We start from the raw sequence: 15726 nt of genomic DNA, 5'->3' as shown, positions 1-15726 counted from the left end.
GTTCAGAATCGCTCCGGCGCGTGGATCAGATCCACGCGCCGGCTCGTCTCCATCTGACGCCTTCGAGGAACAGCTCTTGCGTAAAATCTGCTCTGTCATTGCTACTATGATCTTCGTTGCGTCCGGGGGAATTGCTGTTGCGGACGGCTCGGGCGATCCGACTGCCGTCAAGCAGAACGAAACTGGCGAATGGCTCGATAAGGACGGAAATCCGACCTACAAGATCAACGGCGACTCCGTCGATTGGTACACCTATTCCGGATACCGCCGCTATCACTCGGACTGCCACGTCTGTCATGGCCCTGACGGCATGGGCTCGACCTATGCACCCGCATTGAAGGATTCGCTCAAGACGATGAGCTATGCCGACTTTCTCGGCGTCGTCGCCTCCGGTCGCAAGAACATCTCGACCGCCTCGGAGAACGTGATGCCGGCCTTCGGCGATAACCCGAACGTCGCCTGCTACATGGACGATCTCTACGTCTATCTGCGCGCCCGCTCCAACGAGGCCTGGGGCCGTGCCCGCCCGGGCAAGCACGAGGACAAGAACGACGCCTATACCAAGAATGAAGATTCGTGCATGGGCAAGAAGTGAACGTTTGCAGCCCGGCCGAGACTTACGTCTTGGCATCCTGCGAGAATTTGAGGAGTTACCGATGAAGACACGTGCCGCCGTCGCTTTCGAAGCCAAAAAACCGCTCGAAATCGTCGAAGTCGATCTGGAAGGACCGAAGGCCGGCGAGGTCCTGGTCGAGATCAAGGCGACCGGCATCTGCCATACCGACGCCTACACACTCGACGGTTTCGACAGCGAAGGAATCTTCCCGTCGATCCTCGGCCACGAGGGCGCCGGGATCATCCGCGAGATTGGCGCGGGCGTCACCTCGGTGAAGCCGGGCGATCACGTCATTCCGCTCTACACGCCGGAATGCCGGCAGTGCAAAAGCTGCCTGAGCCAGAAGACCAATCTCTGCACCGCGATCCGCGCGACGCAAGGAAAGGGCGTGATGCCCGACGGCACCAGCCGTTTCTCCTACAAGGGCAAGCCGATCTACCACTATATGGGCTGCTCGACCTTCTCCAACTTCACGGTGCTGCCGGAAATCGCGGTGGCGAAGATCCGCGAGGACGCCCCCTTCGACAAGAGCTGCTACATCGGCTGCGGCGTCACCACCGGCGTCGGCGCCGTCGTCAACACCGCGAAGGTTACGCCCGGCTCCAACGTCGTGGTGTTCGGTCTCGGCGGTATTGGGCTGAACGTGATCCAGGGCGCCAAGATGGCCGGCGCCGACAAGATCATCGGTGTCGACATCAACGACTCCAAGGAGGAATGGGGCCGCCGGTTCGGCATGACCGACTTCGTCAATCCCAAGAAACTCACCGGCGACATCGTCCCGCATCTCGTCACGCTGACCGACGGTGGCGCCGATTACACCTTCGACTGCACCGGCAACACCACGGTGATGCGCCAGGCACTGGAAGCCTGCCATCGCGGCTGGGGCACCTCGATCATCATTGGCGTTGCCGAAGCCGGCAAGGAAATCGCCACCCGTCCGTTCCAGCTCGTCACCGGCCGCAACTGGCGCGGCACCGCCTTCGGCGGGGCCCGCGGCCGCACCGACGTGCCGAAGATCGTCGACTGGTACATGAACGGAAAGATCCAGATCGATCCGATGATCACCCACACGCTCAAGCTCGAAGATATCAACAAGGGCTTCGACCTGATGCATGAGGGCAAATCAATTCGTTCAGTCGTCGTGTTCTAGCTCAAGCGTCACCCCCAAGGAGGATCGGCCATGACTGTTGCACTCCACCCATCGATCGATAACGGCCTCAAACAAGGTACCGGGCACTTTGCCGGCGGCACGCTCGCCTGCAAATGCAGGGATCATCAGGTCAAGGTCGGCATCAAGGGCGACGTGGCGCACAACCACGCCTGCGGCTGCACCAAGTGCTGGAAGCCGCAGGGCGCGACCTTCTCGGTCGTGGCCGTCGTCCCGCGCCAGAACCTCACCGTGCTCGAGAACGGCGACAAGCTCCAGATCGTCGATGCCTCCGCGGTGATCCAGCGGCACGCCTGCAAGGCCTGCGGCACCCACATGTTCGGCCGCATCGAGAACAAGAACCATCCGTTCTACGGTCTCGACTTCATCCATCCCGAGCTGTTCCAGGAACAGGGCTCGCAGGCGCCGCAATTCGCCGCCTTCGTTTCCTCTGTCATCGAATCCGGCGTGAAGCCCGAGCAGATGGCTGGCATCCGGTCGCGGCTGAAGGAAATCGGCCTCGAGCCCTATGACTGCCTGTCGCCCGCGCTCATGGATGCGATCGCGACCCACGTGGCGAAGGCCAAGGCCGCCTGAGCAACGTTGCCTGACAAGGCTGAGTGACAAGCCGCTTGACGATGTCCCGTCCGCTCGCTGGTTCGCCAGCGGGCAGGATGGGTGCGGCTCTCGAATGATCGCGGCCATCCTGCCGCCAGTGCACCATGCGTATGCGAGCGCGTTCCGCTCCCTCAGTCCTGGTCTTTGAATGACTGCGCAGTGTCGCCCTCTTCCGTCTTGAAGTCAGCGCGGCCTAGCGATTCTCCCTCCCTCGACTGAGGACTACTGCTTCGTCCGCTCAGTCCCTCTGGCGGACGAAGCTTTTTTGTCTTTCGATTTTACGACCGTCCGTCGCGCGACCTCTTGCTGCGCCCTGCTTTTGACAAACCCAGGATGCAATCTGTTCACGTCAAGAACACCCGGCTGTGAACGCCGGTTCGACACGATCTCTGCTAGGGTCGCGTCGTCACGATGCCGCGCGAGTTCAATCAAATAAGAACAAAACGGGAGGTATCGAGCACATCCGGACATCACGATTCGCATTCCAGCTTCCTGCCGGGACCTGCCCGTGTGGGACGACGGGTTGGCGTGCGGTCACACGACGCTACGGACATTGCGCCGACCGAAATCGGCAATGTTGAAATCAGCAAGCTTATGAAGAGCGAGGGACGATCATGATCAAGGTGAAGATCAACGGCCAGGAACAGAGCTGGGATGGCGACCCGGATCTCCCGCTACTCTGGTTCCTGCGCGACGAAGCCGGGCTGACCGGCACAAAGTTCGGCTGCGGCCAGGCGCTGTGCGGTGCGTGCACCGTCATCGTCGACAAGGAGGCGGTGCGCTCCTGCATCACCTCGATCAACGACGTCGCGGGGCGCGAGGTTACCACGATCGAGGGGCTGCATCCGGACGGCGATCATCCCGTCCAGAAGGCCTGGCGCCAGGTCAACGTTCCCCAATGCGGCTTCTGCCAAGCCGGCCAGATCATGCAGGCGGCAGCGCTGCTGATGGACAATCCCAAGCCGTCACACGACCAGATCCGCGAGGCGATGTCCGGCAACATCTGCCGCTGCGGTTGCTACCAGCGCATCGAGAATGCCGTCCATCTCGCATCGACGGGAGTGTGACATGAATTTCATCGACAATCCCGGCAAGCTCCGTGGCTTCGAAAAGAACATTAAGGTCGAGAAGGTCTCGCGCCGCAGCATCCTGAAGGGGCTCGGCATCACCGGTGGCTTCGTGCTCGCGGCCCCCGTGATGACGCGCCAGGCCTTTGCCTATGAGACCGGCGCCGGCAAGATGCCGCATGGCGTCGTGGTTGATCCGCGCGTCTTCGTTGCGGTCGCGCCTGACGGCACCGTCACCATCCTCGCCCACCGCTCGGAGATGGGCACCGGCGTGCGCACCAGCCTGCCGCTCATCGTGGCCGAGGAGATGGAGGCCGACTGGTCCAAGGTCAAGGTCGAGCAAGCTCATGGCGACGAGGTCAAGTTCGGTAATCAAGACACCGACGGCTCGCGCAGTACGCGGCACTATCTGATTCCGATGCGCCAGATCGGCGCCTCCGCCCGCACCATGCTGGAGCAGGCCGCGGCCAAGCGCTGGAACGTGCCGGCGACTGAGGTGAAGGCGGTCAATCACGAGGTCGTCCACAGCGCCAGCGGACGCAAGCTCGGCTTCGGCGAGTTGGCTGCCGATGCCGCCAAGGAATCGGTGCCTGCTATCGAAGGGCTCAAGCTGAAAGACCCCAAGGACTTCCGCTATCTCGGCAAGGGTCAGGTCAGCATCGTCGATCTCCACGACATCACCACCGGCAAGGCCCGCTACGGCGCCGACGTGCGCCTGCCGGGCATGAAATACGCCGTGATCGCGCGCCCGCCGGTGACCGGCGGCAAGCTCACCTCGTTCGATCCGGACGCGGCACTGAAAGTGCCCGGCGTCGAAAAGGTGATGAAAGTTCAAGGCTGGCCGTGGCCATCGAAATTCCAGCCGCTCGGCGGCGTTGCCGTGATCGCGCGCAACACCGGCGCAGCGATCAAGGGCCGCGACGCGCTGAAGCTGGTCTGGGACGACGGCGCCAACGGCAAATACGACTCGGTCGCCTACCGCAAGGACCTCGAGGAGGCCTCACGCAAGCCGGGCCTGGTCGTACGCCAGGAGGGCGATGCGGATGCTGCGCTCAAGACGGCCGCCAAGGTCGTCGTCGGCGAATATTATTTGCCGCATCTCGCCCATGTCAGCATGGAGCCGCCGGTCGCGGTGGCCGACGTCAAGGGCGACAAGGCTGAGATCTGGGCGCCTGTGCAGAGCCCCGGCGGCACGCGTGAGGACGTCGCCAAGACGCTCGGCATTCCCGAGGGCAATGTCACCGTCAATGTCACGCTGCTCGGCGGCGGCTTCGGCCGCAAATCGAAATGCGACTTTGCGCTGGAGGCTGCGCTGCTGTCGAAGGAGCTCGGCGTGCCCGTGAAGGTACAATGGACGCGCGAGGACGACCTCCACCACGACTTCCTGCATACCGTCTCGGTGGAACGGATCGAGGCTGGCCTCGACAAGGACGGCAAGGTGATCGCCTGGCGCCATCGCAGCGTGGCGCCGACCATCGCCTCGACTTTCGCGGCCGGTGCCAACCATGCGGCATCGTTCGAGCTCGGCATGGGGCTCGTCGACATGCCGTTCGAGATCGCCAACATCTCCTGCGAGAACCCCGAGGCCGCGGCGTTCACCCGCATCGGCTGGTTCCGCTCGGTCTCGAATATCCCGCGCGCCTTCGCGGTGCAGTCCATGGTCGGCGAAATCGCGAATGCGACCGGGCGCGACCAGAAGGAGACGCTGCTGGCGTTGATCGGCAGCCCACGCATCGTCAAGCCCAACGTCAAGGACCTCTGGAACTACGGCGAGCCCTATGACAGCTACCCGATCGACACCGCGCGCCTGCGCAAGGTGGTCGAGCTGGTCGCCGAGAAGGGCGAGTGGGGGCGGACGGTGCCGAAGGGCAACGGCCTCGGCATCGCCGTGCACCGCAGCTTCGTCAGCTATATCGCGACCATCGTCGAGGTGGCCGTGGACGAAAAGGGCAAGCTCACGGTGCCACGGGTCGACACCGCGATCGACTGCGGCACCTATGTCAACCCGGAGCGCATCGCCTCGCAGATCGAGGGCGCGGCGATCATGGGCCTGAGCCTCGCCAAATACGGCGAGATCAGCTTCAAGAACGGCAAGGTCGAGCAGAAGAATTTTGACGGCTTCCAGGTCGTCAGGATCGACGAGGCCCCGCTGGTGACCAATGTCCACATCGTGCCGCCCGGGCCTGATACGCCGCCGAGTGGCGTCGGCGAGCCCGGCGTGCCGCCCTTCGCGCCGGCACTGATGAACGCGATCTTCGCGGCGACCGGCAAGCGCATCCGCGCGCTTCCGATCGGGAAGCAATTGGAGGCGTAAAGGAACAGACGCGGCCTCGCGCCGTTTCTCTTCGATCTGACAGGAGCAGATCGATGACCAATATCTCAAGGGCGCTCGCAGTCTCGCTGCTGTCGAGCGCCTTTCTTTTGACTGTTACGGCCGCGTTCGCGCAAAGCAGCACCACCACGCCGCCGACCACGGCGACGCGCCCCACCACGCCGGACCAGAGCTCGCTTCCCAACACCAGCGCCCCGCCCGCCTCGACCACCCAGACAACCGGGCAGAGCAGCACCGATCCGAAGATTCGGGAGATGAATCAGACGGAGAAGGACAAGGTGGACAGGCAGGGGAAGTAGGTCCGGTCGCACACGCAAAATGCGGCGGACGTTGCCGTCCGCCGCATTTGCCCCCTGTCGCTCCGCCGTCTTCGATCCGCCTGCGGAGCTTATTTCTTCAGCGCGAACACCCAGACCACGCCGCCTTGCGGCACGTTGGACTCGATGCCGATATTGTTGGTCGCGAGCGCATCCTGGATGCGCTGCGCGTCGACGCCCCAGCCCGACTGGATCGCGATGTATTGCGTCCCGTCGATCTCATAGGACATCGGCATGCCCATGATGCCGGAGTTGGTCTTCTGCTGCCAGAGCAGCTCGCCGGTCTTGGCGTTGAAGGCGCGGAAGTTGCGGTCGTTGGTGCCGCCGGCGAAGACGAGATCGCCTGCGGTTGCCGTGACCGATCCAAACATCTGCGACTTCGGGAAGTCGTGCTGCCACACCTTCTTGCCGGTCGCGGGATCCCAAGCCTGGATCTCGCCGAAATGATCGGCGCCGGGCTTGGTCTTCAGGCCGATGTCCTCAGGCTTGGTGCCGAGCCAGAGCTCGCCTGGCTTGAGCGGGATCTTCTCGCCGGTGAAGCCGCCGCAGAAATTCTCGTTGGCGGGCACGTAGACGAGGCCGGTCTTCTGGCTGTAGGCCGCCGATGGCCAATCCTTTCCGCCCCATAGCGACGGGCAGAACTCCACGCGCTTGCCGACCGCAGGCTTGTGCGCGGGATCGACGATCGGCTTGCCGTTTTCGTCGATGCCCTTCCAGACATCGGTCGAGACGAACGGCCAGCCGGCGACGTAGTTGATCTTAGTCGGCGTGCGCTCGAGCACCCAGAAGATCGCATCGCGGCCGGGATGGACCAGGCTCTTGATGCTGCGGCCGTCACGCTGCAGGTCGATCAGCATCGGCGCGTCGACCTCGTCCCAGTCCCAGGAATCGTTCTGGTGATACTGGTGATAGGTCTTGATCTTGCCGTTGCCGGGATCGAGCGCGAGCACCGACGAGGTGTAGAGATTGTCGCCGGGATGCATCTCGCCGGGCCACGGCGCGGCGTTGCCGACGCCCCAATAGATCGTCTTGGTGTCCTTGTCGTAGGTGCCGGTCATCCAGGCCGAGCCGCCGCCGTTCTTCCAGTCGTCGCCCTGCCAGGTGTCGTGGCCGGGCTCACCCTCGCCGGGAATGGTGAAGGTGCGCCACAGCTCCTTGCCGTCCTTGGCATCGTAGGCGGCGACATAGCCGCGCACGCCGAACTCGCCGCCGGAGCCGCCGACGATGACCTTGCCATCGACGATCAGCGGCATCAGGGTCATGTACTGACCCTTCTTGTAATCCTGCACCTTGGTGTCCCACACCACCTTGCCGGTCTTGGCATCGAGCGCGACGACATGGTCGTCGGTGGTGGCGAGATAGAGCTTGTCTTCCCACAAGCCGACGCCGCGGCTGGTCGGATGCAGCTGGAACAGATCGTCGGGGAGCTGCCGCTTGTAGCGCCAATATTCGTCGCCGGTTTTCGCATTCAGCGCGATCACCTGCCCCATCGGTGTTGCCACGAACATCACGCCGTTATTGACGATCGGCGGCGCCTCATGGCCCTCGACGACGCCGGTGGCGAATGTCCAGACCGGCGTGAGGTCTTTCACATTCGCGGTGTTGATCTGGTCGAGCGGGCTGTAGCCCTGCCCGTCATAGGTGCGCCGATAGAGCATCCAATTGCCGGGTTCCGGATTCTCCAGGCGCTGCTGGGTGACGGGCGCGTAATTCTCGATCGGGCCGGCGATTGCGGCGGTCGAGACGACACATGTGAAGGCGACGAAGCCGGACAGCAGCAATTGCTTTCTGGTCATGTACGTTTTCATGGACGTTCCCCTTTTCATCCGATTGAATTCTTGTTTTGAATTCTTGTCGTTCGTCCCGAAATCCGCCCCTCGGCGGATGCGGCCTCTCGTGAGGCGGGCCCATCCCCGCACCGTCCGTCATCCCGGCTGCGCGCCACCTACCTTTCCGACGAAGCCGCCCGCGACGCTGAGCGAACCGTCAGCGAGTGCCAGCGGCAGCGCGGCGAGCCGCCGCGGCGCCGGGCCGTACACCACCTGCGCGCCTTCGCGCGGGTCGTATTCGGAGTTGTGGCACATGCATTTGAAAACATCTTTGTCGCCGACATCGCTCTTGACCCAGGCGGTGACGGGACAACCGGCATGGGCGCAGATCGCCGAATAAGCGAGGATGCCGTCGACGGCACGCGCTTTGGTTTGCTCGTCGAGCTCGGCGGGATCGAGCTTGATGATCAGGAGCTCGTTGAGCCGCGAGGCGCTGCGCACCACCGATGTCTTGGGATCCTGCGGCCAGGCATGCACCGGCGGACCGCCGAGCGTCAGGTCAGCTGCCTTGATCAGCTTTCCTTCGCTGTCACCTTCGGAGAAGACGAGAAGGTCGCCCTTCTGCGGCCGCTCGTCCGAGCCGGGCGCATCTTCGCCCGCGCGCACCGGTGCGGAACAGCCGAGACACGCCGTGGTGGCGAGCGCACCGAGCAGCAGCGTTCGCCGCGTCTGCTCGGCGCAGGATTCGAGTTCCGCAATGTTGTCGGAGGATGACGATGCGATGTTGGTTGGTGCATTCGACATGCACAGTAGCAGGCGCTGGAACTCTGCCGAAATGAAGGCGAAGAATTGGCGCCGCAGCGCATCAATAAGGCTTTACTCGCTTTGATTGAACACGATTGCACGCATTCAAACGCGTTTTTGCCATTTCAACATCATGTCGCGCGATCGGCATGATGATTTTGCAGATCAGGTCGATGCTGTAGGAATTGGTGCAGCGCGTTTTCGCCACGCGATGCAACCGTGGAGCGATTCAACTGCACGTTATAAAGTCAGCTTCGCACGTTCAAGACCGTAGAACGTGGCGCGGCGACGCAATGCGACCAGCGATGGTGGCCGATGCCATCTCAAAACTGTCAGCGATGCGACGTGCCCTATCGATGAACAGGCTGGCCGCCGGCGGCGGGCAGACCTCGCGCGCAGTCTGTTCGAACAGGTCGAGCCAGCGGTCGAAATGATCGCCAATCAGGCTGAGCGGCATATGCGCTCGCATCGGCGAGCCGTGATAGCGGCCGCTCATCAACACCACCGAAGACCAGAAGTCTTTGAGCTTCGCCAGATGCTCGTCCCAATTCTGGACGATAGCAAAGACAGGCCCAAGCAGCGCGTCCTCGCGGACGCGGCCGTAGAAGCGGCTGACGAGTTCCCCGATCATCTCCTCGGTAATCCCGGTACGCTCGATCGCATCCTGGGTCAGCAGGTTCCGCCGCGCGGCCGCCGCCTCGCGCTCGGCCTTCAGTCGAACCGACATGTCCTTCGTTTTCCGTTTCGTTGTTCCCGCGAGCCGCCCGCTGAACATTGTCGGGCCAAATGCGCACGACGTCTTTGTCATAGCGCAAATTGCGGGATTGGGCGGAGCGGGCGTTTTAAGCCCGCCTGCCTGCCCTATGATCAGCATCGTAGGGTGGCAAAGGCGCACTTGCGCCGTACCCACCATCTCTCTCGATCGCGACAAATGCGTGGGCACGCTCCGCTTTGCCCACCCTACGGCACCGTCATTGTAGCGATTACTGGATCAGGCGCCGTAAGAGTAAAAGCCCTGCCCGGACTTGCGGCCGAGATGGCCGGCATCGACCATTTCCTTGAGCAAGGGGGCTGGACGATATTTAGGATCGTTGAAGCCCTTATAAAAGACCTCCATCACCGACAGCATGGTGTCGAGACCGACCAGATCAGCCAGCGCCAGCGGCCCGATCGGATGGTTGCAGCCGAGCTTCATGCCGGCGTCGATTTCCTCGGCGGTCGCGATGCCCTCCTGGAGCGCGAAGATCGCCTCGTTGATCATCGGGCACAGGATGCGGTTGACCGCGAAGCCGGGGCTGTTCTTGGCCGTGATCGCCACCTTGCCGACGCGCTGGGCGAAATCGAGCGCCTTGGCGTGGGTCTCGTCGGACGTCTGCAGGCCGCGGATGAGTTCCAGCAGCTGCATGACCGGAACCGGGTTGAAGAAATGCATGCCGATGAATCGATCCGGGCGATCGGTCGCTGCGGCAAGCTTGGTGATCGAGATCGACGAGGTGTTGGTGGCAACCAGCGTGCGCGGCGACAGCGTGGCGCAGAGATCCTTCAGGATCTTGACCTTCAGCTCCTCGTTCTCGGTTGCGGCCTCGATGACGAGATCGCAGTCGGCAAGCTTCGCCCGATCAGTGGTGCCGGTGATGCGCTTGAGCGCCGCCTCGCGATCGGCCGCCGAGATCTTCTCCTTCTTGACGAGGCGCTCGAGGCTGCCGCCGACGGTCGAGATGCCGCGGTTCACCGCCGCATCGGAGATGTCGACCATCACGACCGACAGCCCGGCCGCGGCGCAGATCTGGGCGATGCCGTTGCCCATGGTCCCAGCTCCGATGATGCCAACGGTATTGATCATGGAATGACGTCCTTCTCGTTGAACGGGCCGGCCTTGAGCGGCAGCGTGCCCGGTTTGACCTGAATTTCGAGCCGCGGCGCCTTACGTGCTGCACCGCATCCAGGCTCTTCCTTAGCGCATCCGTGGCGAGAATAAAGCTGCCTTTCCGCTCGAAAAGGACATGATTTGGCGACCTCGCGGACTGATCGGCCCGAGTTTTGCGGCTCTTTCCAGCCCCTGAAATGCCGAGATTAAAGTTGACGCGCCACCGTTATTTCAATAATCGTTGAAATATGGAAAAGACAGATGCCGTCACGGCGCTCGCCGCGCTGGCGCAGGACAATCGGCTCGACGTATTCCGCCTGCTGGTGCGGTCCGGCCCTGAAGGCATGACCGCAGGTGCGATCGCGGACGCGCTGGATCTGGCGCCAAACACGTTGACGTTTCACTTCGACCGGCTGCGGATGGCCGGGCTTGCCACTGTCCGGCGCGAGGGACGCTCGATGATCTATGCGGCGCGGTTCGAGACCATGAACTCGCTGGTCGGCTTCCTCACGGAAAACTGCTGCGGCGGCGTATCATGCGCACCCGCCTCGTCTTCGAAACCTGCGCGAAAGCGCAACAAGGCTCCAGCCTGAAAGGACAGACCATGAAACGCCTGCACGTTCACCTGTCCCTCCGAAAGTATCGGCCATGGACGTGATCATCTACCACAATCCCGCCTGCGGCACCTCGCGCAACACGCTCGCCCTGATCCGCAACGCCGGCATCGAGCCGCACGTGATCGAATATCTCAAGACGCCGCCATCGCGCGCGCTGCTGCAACAGCTTGCCGCACGCATGGGGCTTTCGGTGCGTGAATTGCTGCGCGAAAAGGGCACGCCCTATGCCGAGCTTGCGCTCGACAACGCTGACCTGACCGACGACCAACTGCTCGACGCCATGATGGCGCATCCGATCCTGATCAACAGGCCGATCGTGGTTACGCCAAAAGGCGTCAAGCTGTGCCGGCCCTCCGAAGAGGTGCTGGATCTTCTGCCTCCGCAGCAGGGTGAATTCGTCAAGGAAGACGGCGAGCGTATCAGGCTCGACCGCGGCGCCTGATGATGCCAAGCCCTGTACAGCCAAGCCTTGCACAGCGCGCATTTGCCGAATGGCTCGGAACGGCGTTCCTCCTCGCCGCGGTGGTCGGCTCGGGGATCATGGCCCAGAAGCTCGCCGGTGGAAACATCGCGTTGGCGCTCCTCTGCAACACGCTTCCCACCGGCGCCATCCTCGTGGTGCTGATCCTGATGTTTGCTCCCATATCGGGTGCGCATTTCAATCCGGCGGTAACGCTGGCCTTTGCCCTGCGCGGCGAGACCGCCTGGATTGATGCGGCGATCTATATCGCAGCGCAGATTTCGGGTGCGATCATCGGCGTGTGGATTGCGCATCTGATGTTCGAGCTTCCCGTCCTCGAGGTCTCGCTGACCGAGCGCAGCGGCGCGGGACAATGGCTCGCCGAGGCCGTGGCTACCTTCGGCCTGCTGCTGACGATCTTTGGCGTCGCATCGAAAGCCTCGGCTGCCGTCCCCTACGCCGTCGGCCTGTACATCACATCGGCCTATTGGTTCACGGCCTCGACCTCGTTCGCCAATCCCGCCGTCACCATCGCCCGATCGCTGTCCGACACATTTGCAGGTATCGCGCCACACGGCGTGCCGGCCTTCATTGCCGCGCAGCTCATCGGGGCGATCGTTGCCCTTCCGCTTGCGAGCTGGCTGTGGGGCGGAGCAAGCCTGAAGCACGCTCCTGCCCACGAATGAAAGGAGTGCCCAAGCCGCTCCTCCCCTGTATTCTCCGACAGTCGTCACAACGGCAGGGGGCGGGTTTTGAAGCGAGATCGCGGCCACGACAGTGACCATCCCTTGACATCAGGCCTGGCGCTGAGACATCACGCCGGATGAACGATTTCGCGCGATCCATCGCTGCCGCATTCACGCTGATTGGCCAAGCCGATCCCGAACTTCTCGGCATCGTCGCGCTGTCGGTGCGCGTCAGCCTGACGGCCAGCATCATCGCGCTGCTGATCGGCGCGCCGTTCGGCGCTTTGCTGGCGATCACGCGCTTTCGCGCGCGACAGGTCATCATCGTGCTGACCAACGCGCTGCTCGGCCTGCCGCCGGTTGTGGTCGGACTCGCGCTTTATCTTTTGCTGTCGCGCTCCGGCCCGCTCGGCGCGGCCGGCCTGTTGTTCACGCCGGCGGCCATGGTGATCGCGCAGACGTTGCTGGCAACCCCGATCGTGGTTGCGCTGGTGCACCGGCCCGCAACCCTGTTGTGGGCCGAATATGGCGACCTTGCACGGATTGACGGACTATCGACGCTGCGCAGCATCGGCCTGTTGTTCGCGCTCGGCCGGACCTCGCTGCTGACGGCGTTCCTGGCCGCGTTCGGGCGCGCCATCGCCGAGGTCGGCGCCATCATCATCGTCGGTGGCAACATCCGCGGCTTTACCCGCACGATGACGACGGCCATTGCGCTGGAGACCAGCAAGGGCGACCTGCCGCTGGCGCTCGGCCTCGGCTTGATCCTGCTCGCACTCAGCGTCGCCGTGTCGACCGTCGCCTTCCTGCTAGTGGGACGCGTTGGGGAAAAATAGCTGCTCGCTGCCGACCTTGTAGCCGGCAATCGCATCCTGGCCCTTTGGCGAGATCAGCCAGTCGATGAAGGCCTGCCCGTCCCTGGCCTTCACGTTGGGATGCTTGTCTGGATTGACCAGCATGACGCCATATTGGTTGAACAGGCGCTTGTCGCCCTCGGTCAGGATCGCAAGCTCGCCCCGATTCCTAAACGACAGCCAGGTGCCGCGGTCCGACAACAAATACGCATTCGACGACGACGCCATGTTCAACGCCGGGCCCATGCCCTGGCCAATCTCGCGATACCAGCCGTCTTTGCCGTTGGCGGGCTCGATGCCTGCTTCTTTCCAGAGCCGCAGCTCGGCGGCATGTGTGCCGGACTTGTCGCCGCGCGAGATGAACGTCGCTTTTGCAGCAGAAATCTTGCGCAAGGCATCGGCGACGTCCTTGTCGCCCGCGATCTTTGCGGGGTCGCTCTTCGGGCCGACGATGATGAAGTCGTTGTACATGACGTCGAAGCGCTTCACGCCCTGCCCTTCCGACATGAACTTGTCCTCGGCCGGCCTGTCATGGACGAACACAACGTCGGCATCACCGCGCCGCCCGATGTCGAGCGCCTGGCCGGTGCCGACCGCGACGACCTTCACCTCGATCCCCTCCGCCTTCGTGAACAGCGGCAGCAGATAGCCGAACAGGCCGGACTGCTCCGTCGACGTCGTGGAAGCCACGGTGATGCTGCGATCCTGCGCCCATGCGCCCGTCGACAAGATTAGAACCGCTGCGATGGCGGCAAGCTTCTTCATGACATCTTCCTCATTCCCAGATGATTCAAATTAGGCGGAGACAATGACGTGGGAAAGCCCGACGTTGGGCGCGTTCGCCCCATAGGCGCCAGCGCTATCATGAGGCCGGACTGCCTGGCAGACGTGTTGGCGGGCGCTTCACGCCGGCCTCACGGCTCTTGAACCTCGCGTGATCTGTCCCGCGATCACGTGACGGCGCGGAATATCGCACATTCCGATCGATCCCTAGGGATAGAACAGTTTGGAGCCTCCCATGACAAAAACGAACATCATCGCCACCTTGCGGATCGTGTTGTCGCTGGCGATTGCGGGCCCGGCGCAGGCCTGGCCGGGACAGCCCTCAAGCATCGACTGCGCCTGGGGCGGCGAAGCCGGGGACTGCGAAGCACTGACCATGGCGCTCCTCCGCAAGCACGCGCTGGCGCATGCGCGCAGCCACAAAGCAGAGCACTCCGTCGTGCCGTTTGCGTCGTCGCATCTGCCCGATCACGACGAGGATCCGCTTGCGTCGATGCATTTCGAATGAACGCAGTGGCGCGCAGGTCTGTGCAGATGTTCTGCAATTGGTCCCGCCTCAATTGACAGGGGCGTAACAGCCGGGGCAGTTTTTCACATTGCTGGCGAATCAGCGATTGCCCACGGCCCAGAGTACCTCTTGGACAATTCCCAGTGCTTTCGAGACTGATATCGTTGCTGAACCGCATTCCTGCGGTGAAATGGGCGTTCAATCGGCTTCGGCCCCTGCCGCACAGCGGCAGCATCGACGTGACGCCGAGCGCCGCGGATGAGCAGCCCGTCGTCGCAGCGATCACAGAAGCCGCTCCGACCGTCGATACGAGCGCCAGCGAGGATTCATTCCCGGAAACGTCGGCTGAAGCTGAGCCCGCCGCCGTCGAAGCGAGTTCAGTCCCTTCGGTTGAGGTCGCGAGCGAGCCGATTGCTGCGCCCGAACTCATCAGCAGCGATCCGCCGGTGGAACTCTTGGCGAATGTTGAGCCCGACGTCGTGGAAGAGGTCGCGGTCTCTTCTGCCGCAGTCGAAGCGATCGAACCTCAAGAGCCTGTCATCAGCAGCGGTGCATCATCGGATGATGACGCGGAGGTTGCGCCTGATGTTGCAGAGCAGGCCTTTGTTTCGCCGGTCGAGGTCGAGACCGTCGCGGTCTCCGAGTCCGTCATTGAAGACCAACCCGCCTCTATCGTTTCCGAGGAGATCGAAACCGTCGACGAGACGCCCGCTGTTGTGCACGACAACGACATCGCGACGCCTGCGGTCGCCGAGGTCAGGATCGACAACGAGCCCGCGCCTGATGTCGTGATGGAGATCGAGCCGGTCGTCGCAAGCGATCCAGCGCCGGTCGCGGCCGACGTCGCTGAGGATACGATCACCGACGCACCTGTCGGCGCAGCAGAGATTGAGCCTCCGCCAGCGCCCGCGCCGAAGAAGATCCGCCCAAAGGTCGTCGAGCCTGCCGATCGCGCCGCGCTGATCCGGCAGCGCTGGGCCGAGACCGGGATCAGGATGTGGAATCCGCGGCTGCATGGCACCGGCGAAGCCACTCTGAACATCCAGGGCCGCATCGGGCTGCTGCCGCCCGAGCCCGGCGAGACCATGCCGCGCTACGACAAGCTGGAATTCAGGATGCTCGGCGGGCAAGTCGCCTGCGAAGGCGTCATCGTCGAGGCGCCCGTGCACGCCGGCCAGCGCAGCTTCACCCGGCTCGCCGAACCGCGCAGCGCCGATCGCAGCCGTGAGCCGGTGCGGGAACGCCAGGCCGCCCTCGCCTGATCCTTGTCCTCACGCGATG

General features: G+C 63.2%; 17 protein-coding genes. 12 read left to right on the top strand and 5 right to left on the bottom strand.

The window, feature by feature from the left end:
- Nucleotides 1-106 precede the first annotated feature (106 nt).
- From XI06_RS31605 to XI06_RS31580, 6 genes are all read left to right on the top strand, one after another.
- Nucleotides 107-595, top strand: coding sequence for a c-type cytochrome, methanol metabolism-related (locus XI06_RS31605; protein ID WP_237864923.1), 489 nt, complete (start codon nt 107-109; stop codon nt 593-595).
- Nucleotides 596-656: 61 nt separating this feature from the next.
- On the top strand, nt 657-1766 hold the full coding sequence (locus XI06_RS31600) for an S-(hydroxymethyl)glutathione dehydrogenase/class III alcohol dehydrogenase (RefSeq protein WP_237864768.1): 1110 nt from the start codon (nt 657-659) through the stop codon (nt 1764-1766).
- Between the two features lie 30 nt (nt 1767-1796).
- On the top strand, nt 1797-2360 hold the full coding sequence (gene gfa / locus XI06_RS31595) for an S-(hydroxymethyl)glutathione synthase (protein ID WP_237864769.1): 564 nt from the start codon (nt 1797-1799) through the stop codon (nt 2358-2360).
- A gap of 635 nt (nt 2361-2995) precedes the next feature.
- Nucleotides 2996-3448: a (2Fe-2S)-binding protein gene (locus tag XI06_RS31590; RefSeq protein WP_128950514.1), complete on the top strand. Its 453-nt coding sequence runs from the start codon at nt 2996-2998 to the stop codon at nt 3446-3448.
- A gap of 1 nt (nt 3449) precedes the next feature.
- Nucleotides 3450-5762, top strand: coding sequence for a xanthine dehydrogenase family protein molybdopterin-binding subunit (locus XI06_RS31585; RefSeq protein WP_271607171.1), 2313 nt, complete (start codon nt 3450-3452; stop codon nt 5760-5762).
- A 53-nt stretch (nt 5763-5815) separates the two neighbouring features.
- A complete protein-coding gene (locus XI06_RS31580; protein WP_237864772.1) occupies nt 5816-6079 on the top strand; it encodes a hypothetical protein in 264 nt (87 codons plus the stop codon).
- Between the two features lie 89 nt (nt 6080-6168).
- Here XI06_RS31580 and XI06_RS31575 read toward each other — a convergent pair whose 3' ends face one another.
- From XI06_RS31575 to XI06_RS31560, 4 genes are all read right to left on the bottom strand, one after another.
- Nucleotides 6169-7893: a methanol/ethanol family PQQ-dependent dehydrogenase gene (locus tag XI06_RS31575; protein ID WP_237864924.1), complete on the bottom strand. Its 1725-nt coding sequence runs from the start codon at nt 7891-7893 to the stop codon at nt 6169-6171.
- 129 nt (nt 7894-8022) lie between these two features.
- Nucleotides 8023-8670 carry a Rieske 2Fe-2S domain-containing protein gene (locus XI06_RS31570; protein ID WP_237864773.1) on the bottom strand — a complete coding sequence of 216 codons (648 nt, stop codon included), beginning with the start codon at nt 8668-8670 and terminating at the stop codon, nt 8023-8025.
- Between the two features lie 262 nt (nt 8671-8932).
- Nucleotides 8933-9397 (bottom strand): group III truncated hemoglobin, encoded by a 465-nt coding sequence (locus XI06_RS31565; protein ID WP_271607170.1) that lies wholly within the window; start codon nt 9395-9397, stop codon nt 8933-8935.
- 264 nt (nt 9398-9661) lie between these two features.
- Nucleotides 9662-10513, bottom strand: coding sequence for a 3-hydroxybutyryl-CoA dehydrogenase (locus XI06_RS31560; RefSeq protein WP_237870971.1), 852 nt, complete (start codon nt 10511-10513; stop codon nt 9662-9664).
- Between the two features lie 272 nt (nt 10514-10785).
- Between XI06_RS31560 and XI06_RS31555 the strand changes: the two genes are divergently transcribed.
- The 4 genes from XI06_RS31555 to XI06_RS31540 all read left to right on the top strand — a co-directional run bounded on the left by XI06_RS31555 (nt 10786) and on the right by XI06_RS31540 (nt 13136).
- Nucleotides 10786-11130 carry an ArsR/SmtB family transcription factor gene (locus XI06_RS31555; protein ID WP_237864775.1) on the top strand — a complete coding sequence of 115 codons (345 nt, stop codon included), beginning with the start codon at nt 10786-10788 and terminating at the stop codon, nt 11128-11130.
- A gap of 55 nt (nt 11131-11185) precedes the next feature.
- Entirely contained in the window at nt 11186-11596 is a 411-nt protein-coding gene (gene arsC, locus XI06_RS31550) for an arsenate reductase (glutaredoxin) (protein ID WP_271607169.1), read from the top strand.
- Complete coding sequence (locus XI06_RS31545; protein ID WP_271607168.1) at nt 11596-12300, top strand: aquaporin; 705 nt, start codon at nt 11596-11598, stop codon at nt 12298-12300. The genes arsC and XI06_RS31545 overlap by 1 nt, the downstream gene beginning before the upstream one ends.
- 137 nt (nt 12301-12437) lie before the next feature.
- Nucleotides 12438-13136, top strand: a complete 699-nt coding sequence (locus tag XI06_RS31540) for an ABC transporter permease (protein ID WP_237864778.1) — start codon at nt 12438-12440, stop codon at nt 13134-13136.
- On the opposite strand, the gene XI06_RS31535 is transcribed toward XI06_RS31540, so the two are convergent.
- On the bottom strand, nt 13110-13919 hold the full coding sequence (locus tag XI06_RS31535) for an extracellular solute-binding protein (protein WP_237864779.1): 810 nt from the start codon (nt 13917-13919) through the stop codon (nt 13110-13112). The two genes, XI06_RS31540 and XI06_RS31535, sit on opposite strands and share 27 nt — an antisense overlap.
- A 253-nt stretch (nt 13920-14172) precedes the next feature.
- On the opposite strand from XI06_RS31535, the gene XI06_RS31530 reads away from it, so the two are divergent.
- Together XI06_RS31530 and XI06_RS31525 are read left to right on the top strand one after the other, a co-directional pair.
- A complete protein-coding gene (locus XI06_RS31530; protein ID WP_271607167.1) occupies nt 14173-14445 on the top strand; it encodes a hypothetical protein in 273 nt (90 codons plus the stop codon).
- A 143-nt stretch (nt 14446-14588) separates the two neighbouring features.
- On the top strand, nt 14589-15707 hold the full coding sequence (locus XI06_RS31525) for a hypothetical protein (RefSeq protein WP_271607166.1): 1119 nt from the start codon (nt 14589-14591) through the stop codon (nt 15705-15707).
- Nucleotides 15708-15726 lie beyond the last annotated feature (19 nt).

It is taken from the genome of Bradyrhizobium sp. CCBAU 11434 (assembly GCF_028128895.1).
Taxonomy (GTDB): Bacteria; Pseudomonadota; Alphaproteobacteria; order Rhizobiales; family Xanthobacteraceae; genus Bradyrhizobium; species Bradyrhizobium zhengyangense.
The sequence above is the reverse complement of the archived record's forward strand: the minus strand, read 5'-3'. Positions and strand labels throughout refer to the sequence as shown.

Coding starts and splice junctions, on each gene's coding strand:
- XI06_RS31580 (WP_237864772.1), top strand. CDS start 5,816: ATGACCAATATCTCAAGGGCGCTCGCAGTCTCGCTGCTGTCGAGCGCC.
- XI06_RS31540 (WP_237864778.1), top strand. CDS start 12,438: ATGAACGATTTCGCGCGATCCATCGCTGCCGCATTCACGCTGATTGGC.
- XI06_RS31590 (WP_128950514.1), top strand. CDS start 2,996: ATGATCAAGGTGAAGATCAACGGCCAGGAACAGAGCTGGGATGGCGAC.
- XI06_RS31555 (WP_237864775.1), top strand. CDS start 10,786: ATGGAAAAGACAGATGCCGTCACGGCGCTCGCCGCGCTGGCGCAGGAC.
- XI06_RS31565 (WP_271607170.1), bottom strand. CDS start 9,397: ATGTCGGTTCGACTGAAGGCCGAGCGCGAGGCGGCGGCCGCGCGGCGG.
- XI06_RS31585 (WP_271607171.1), top strand. CDS start 3,450: ATGAATTTCATCGACAATCCCGGCAAGCTCCGTGGCTTCGAAAAGAAC.
- XI06_RS31605 (WP_237864923.1), top strand. CDS start 107: ATGATCTTCGTTGCGTCCGGGGGAATTGCTGTTGCGGACGGCTCGGGC.
- XI06_RS31535 (WP_237864779.1), bottom strand. CDS start 13,919: ATGAAGAAGCTTGCCGCCATCGCAGCGGTTCTAATCTTGTCGACGGGC.
- XI06_RS31575 (WP_237864924.1), bottom strand. CDS start 7,893: ATGACCAGAAAGCAATTGCTGCTGTCCGGCTTCGTCGCCTTCACATGT.
- XI06_RS31545 (WP_271607168.1), top strand. CDS start 11,596: ATGATGCCAAGCCCTGTACAGCCAAGCCTTGCACAGCGCGCATTTGCC.
- XI06_RS31570 (WP_237864773.1), bottom strand. CDS start 8,670: ATGTCGAATGCACCAACCAACATCGCATCGTCATCCTCCGACAACATT.
- XI06_RS31600 (WP_237864768.1), top strand. CDS start 657: ATGAAGACACGTGCCGCCGTCGCTTTCGAAGCCAAAAAACCGCTCGAA.
- arsC (WP_271607169.1), top strand. CDS start 11,186: ATGGACGTGATCATCTACCACAATCCCGCCTGCGGCACCTCGCGCAAC.
- XI06_RS31560 (WP_237870971.1), bottom strand. CDS start 10,513: ATGATCAATACCGTTGGCATCATCGGAGCTGGGACCATGGGCAACGGC.
- XI06_RS31530 (WP_271607167.1), top strand. CDS start 14,173: ATGACAAAAACGAACATCATCGCCACCTTGCGGATCGTGTTGTCGCTG.
- gfa (WP_237864769.1), top strand. CDS start 1,797: ATGACTGTTGCACTCCACCCATCGATCGATAACGGCCTCAAACAAGGT.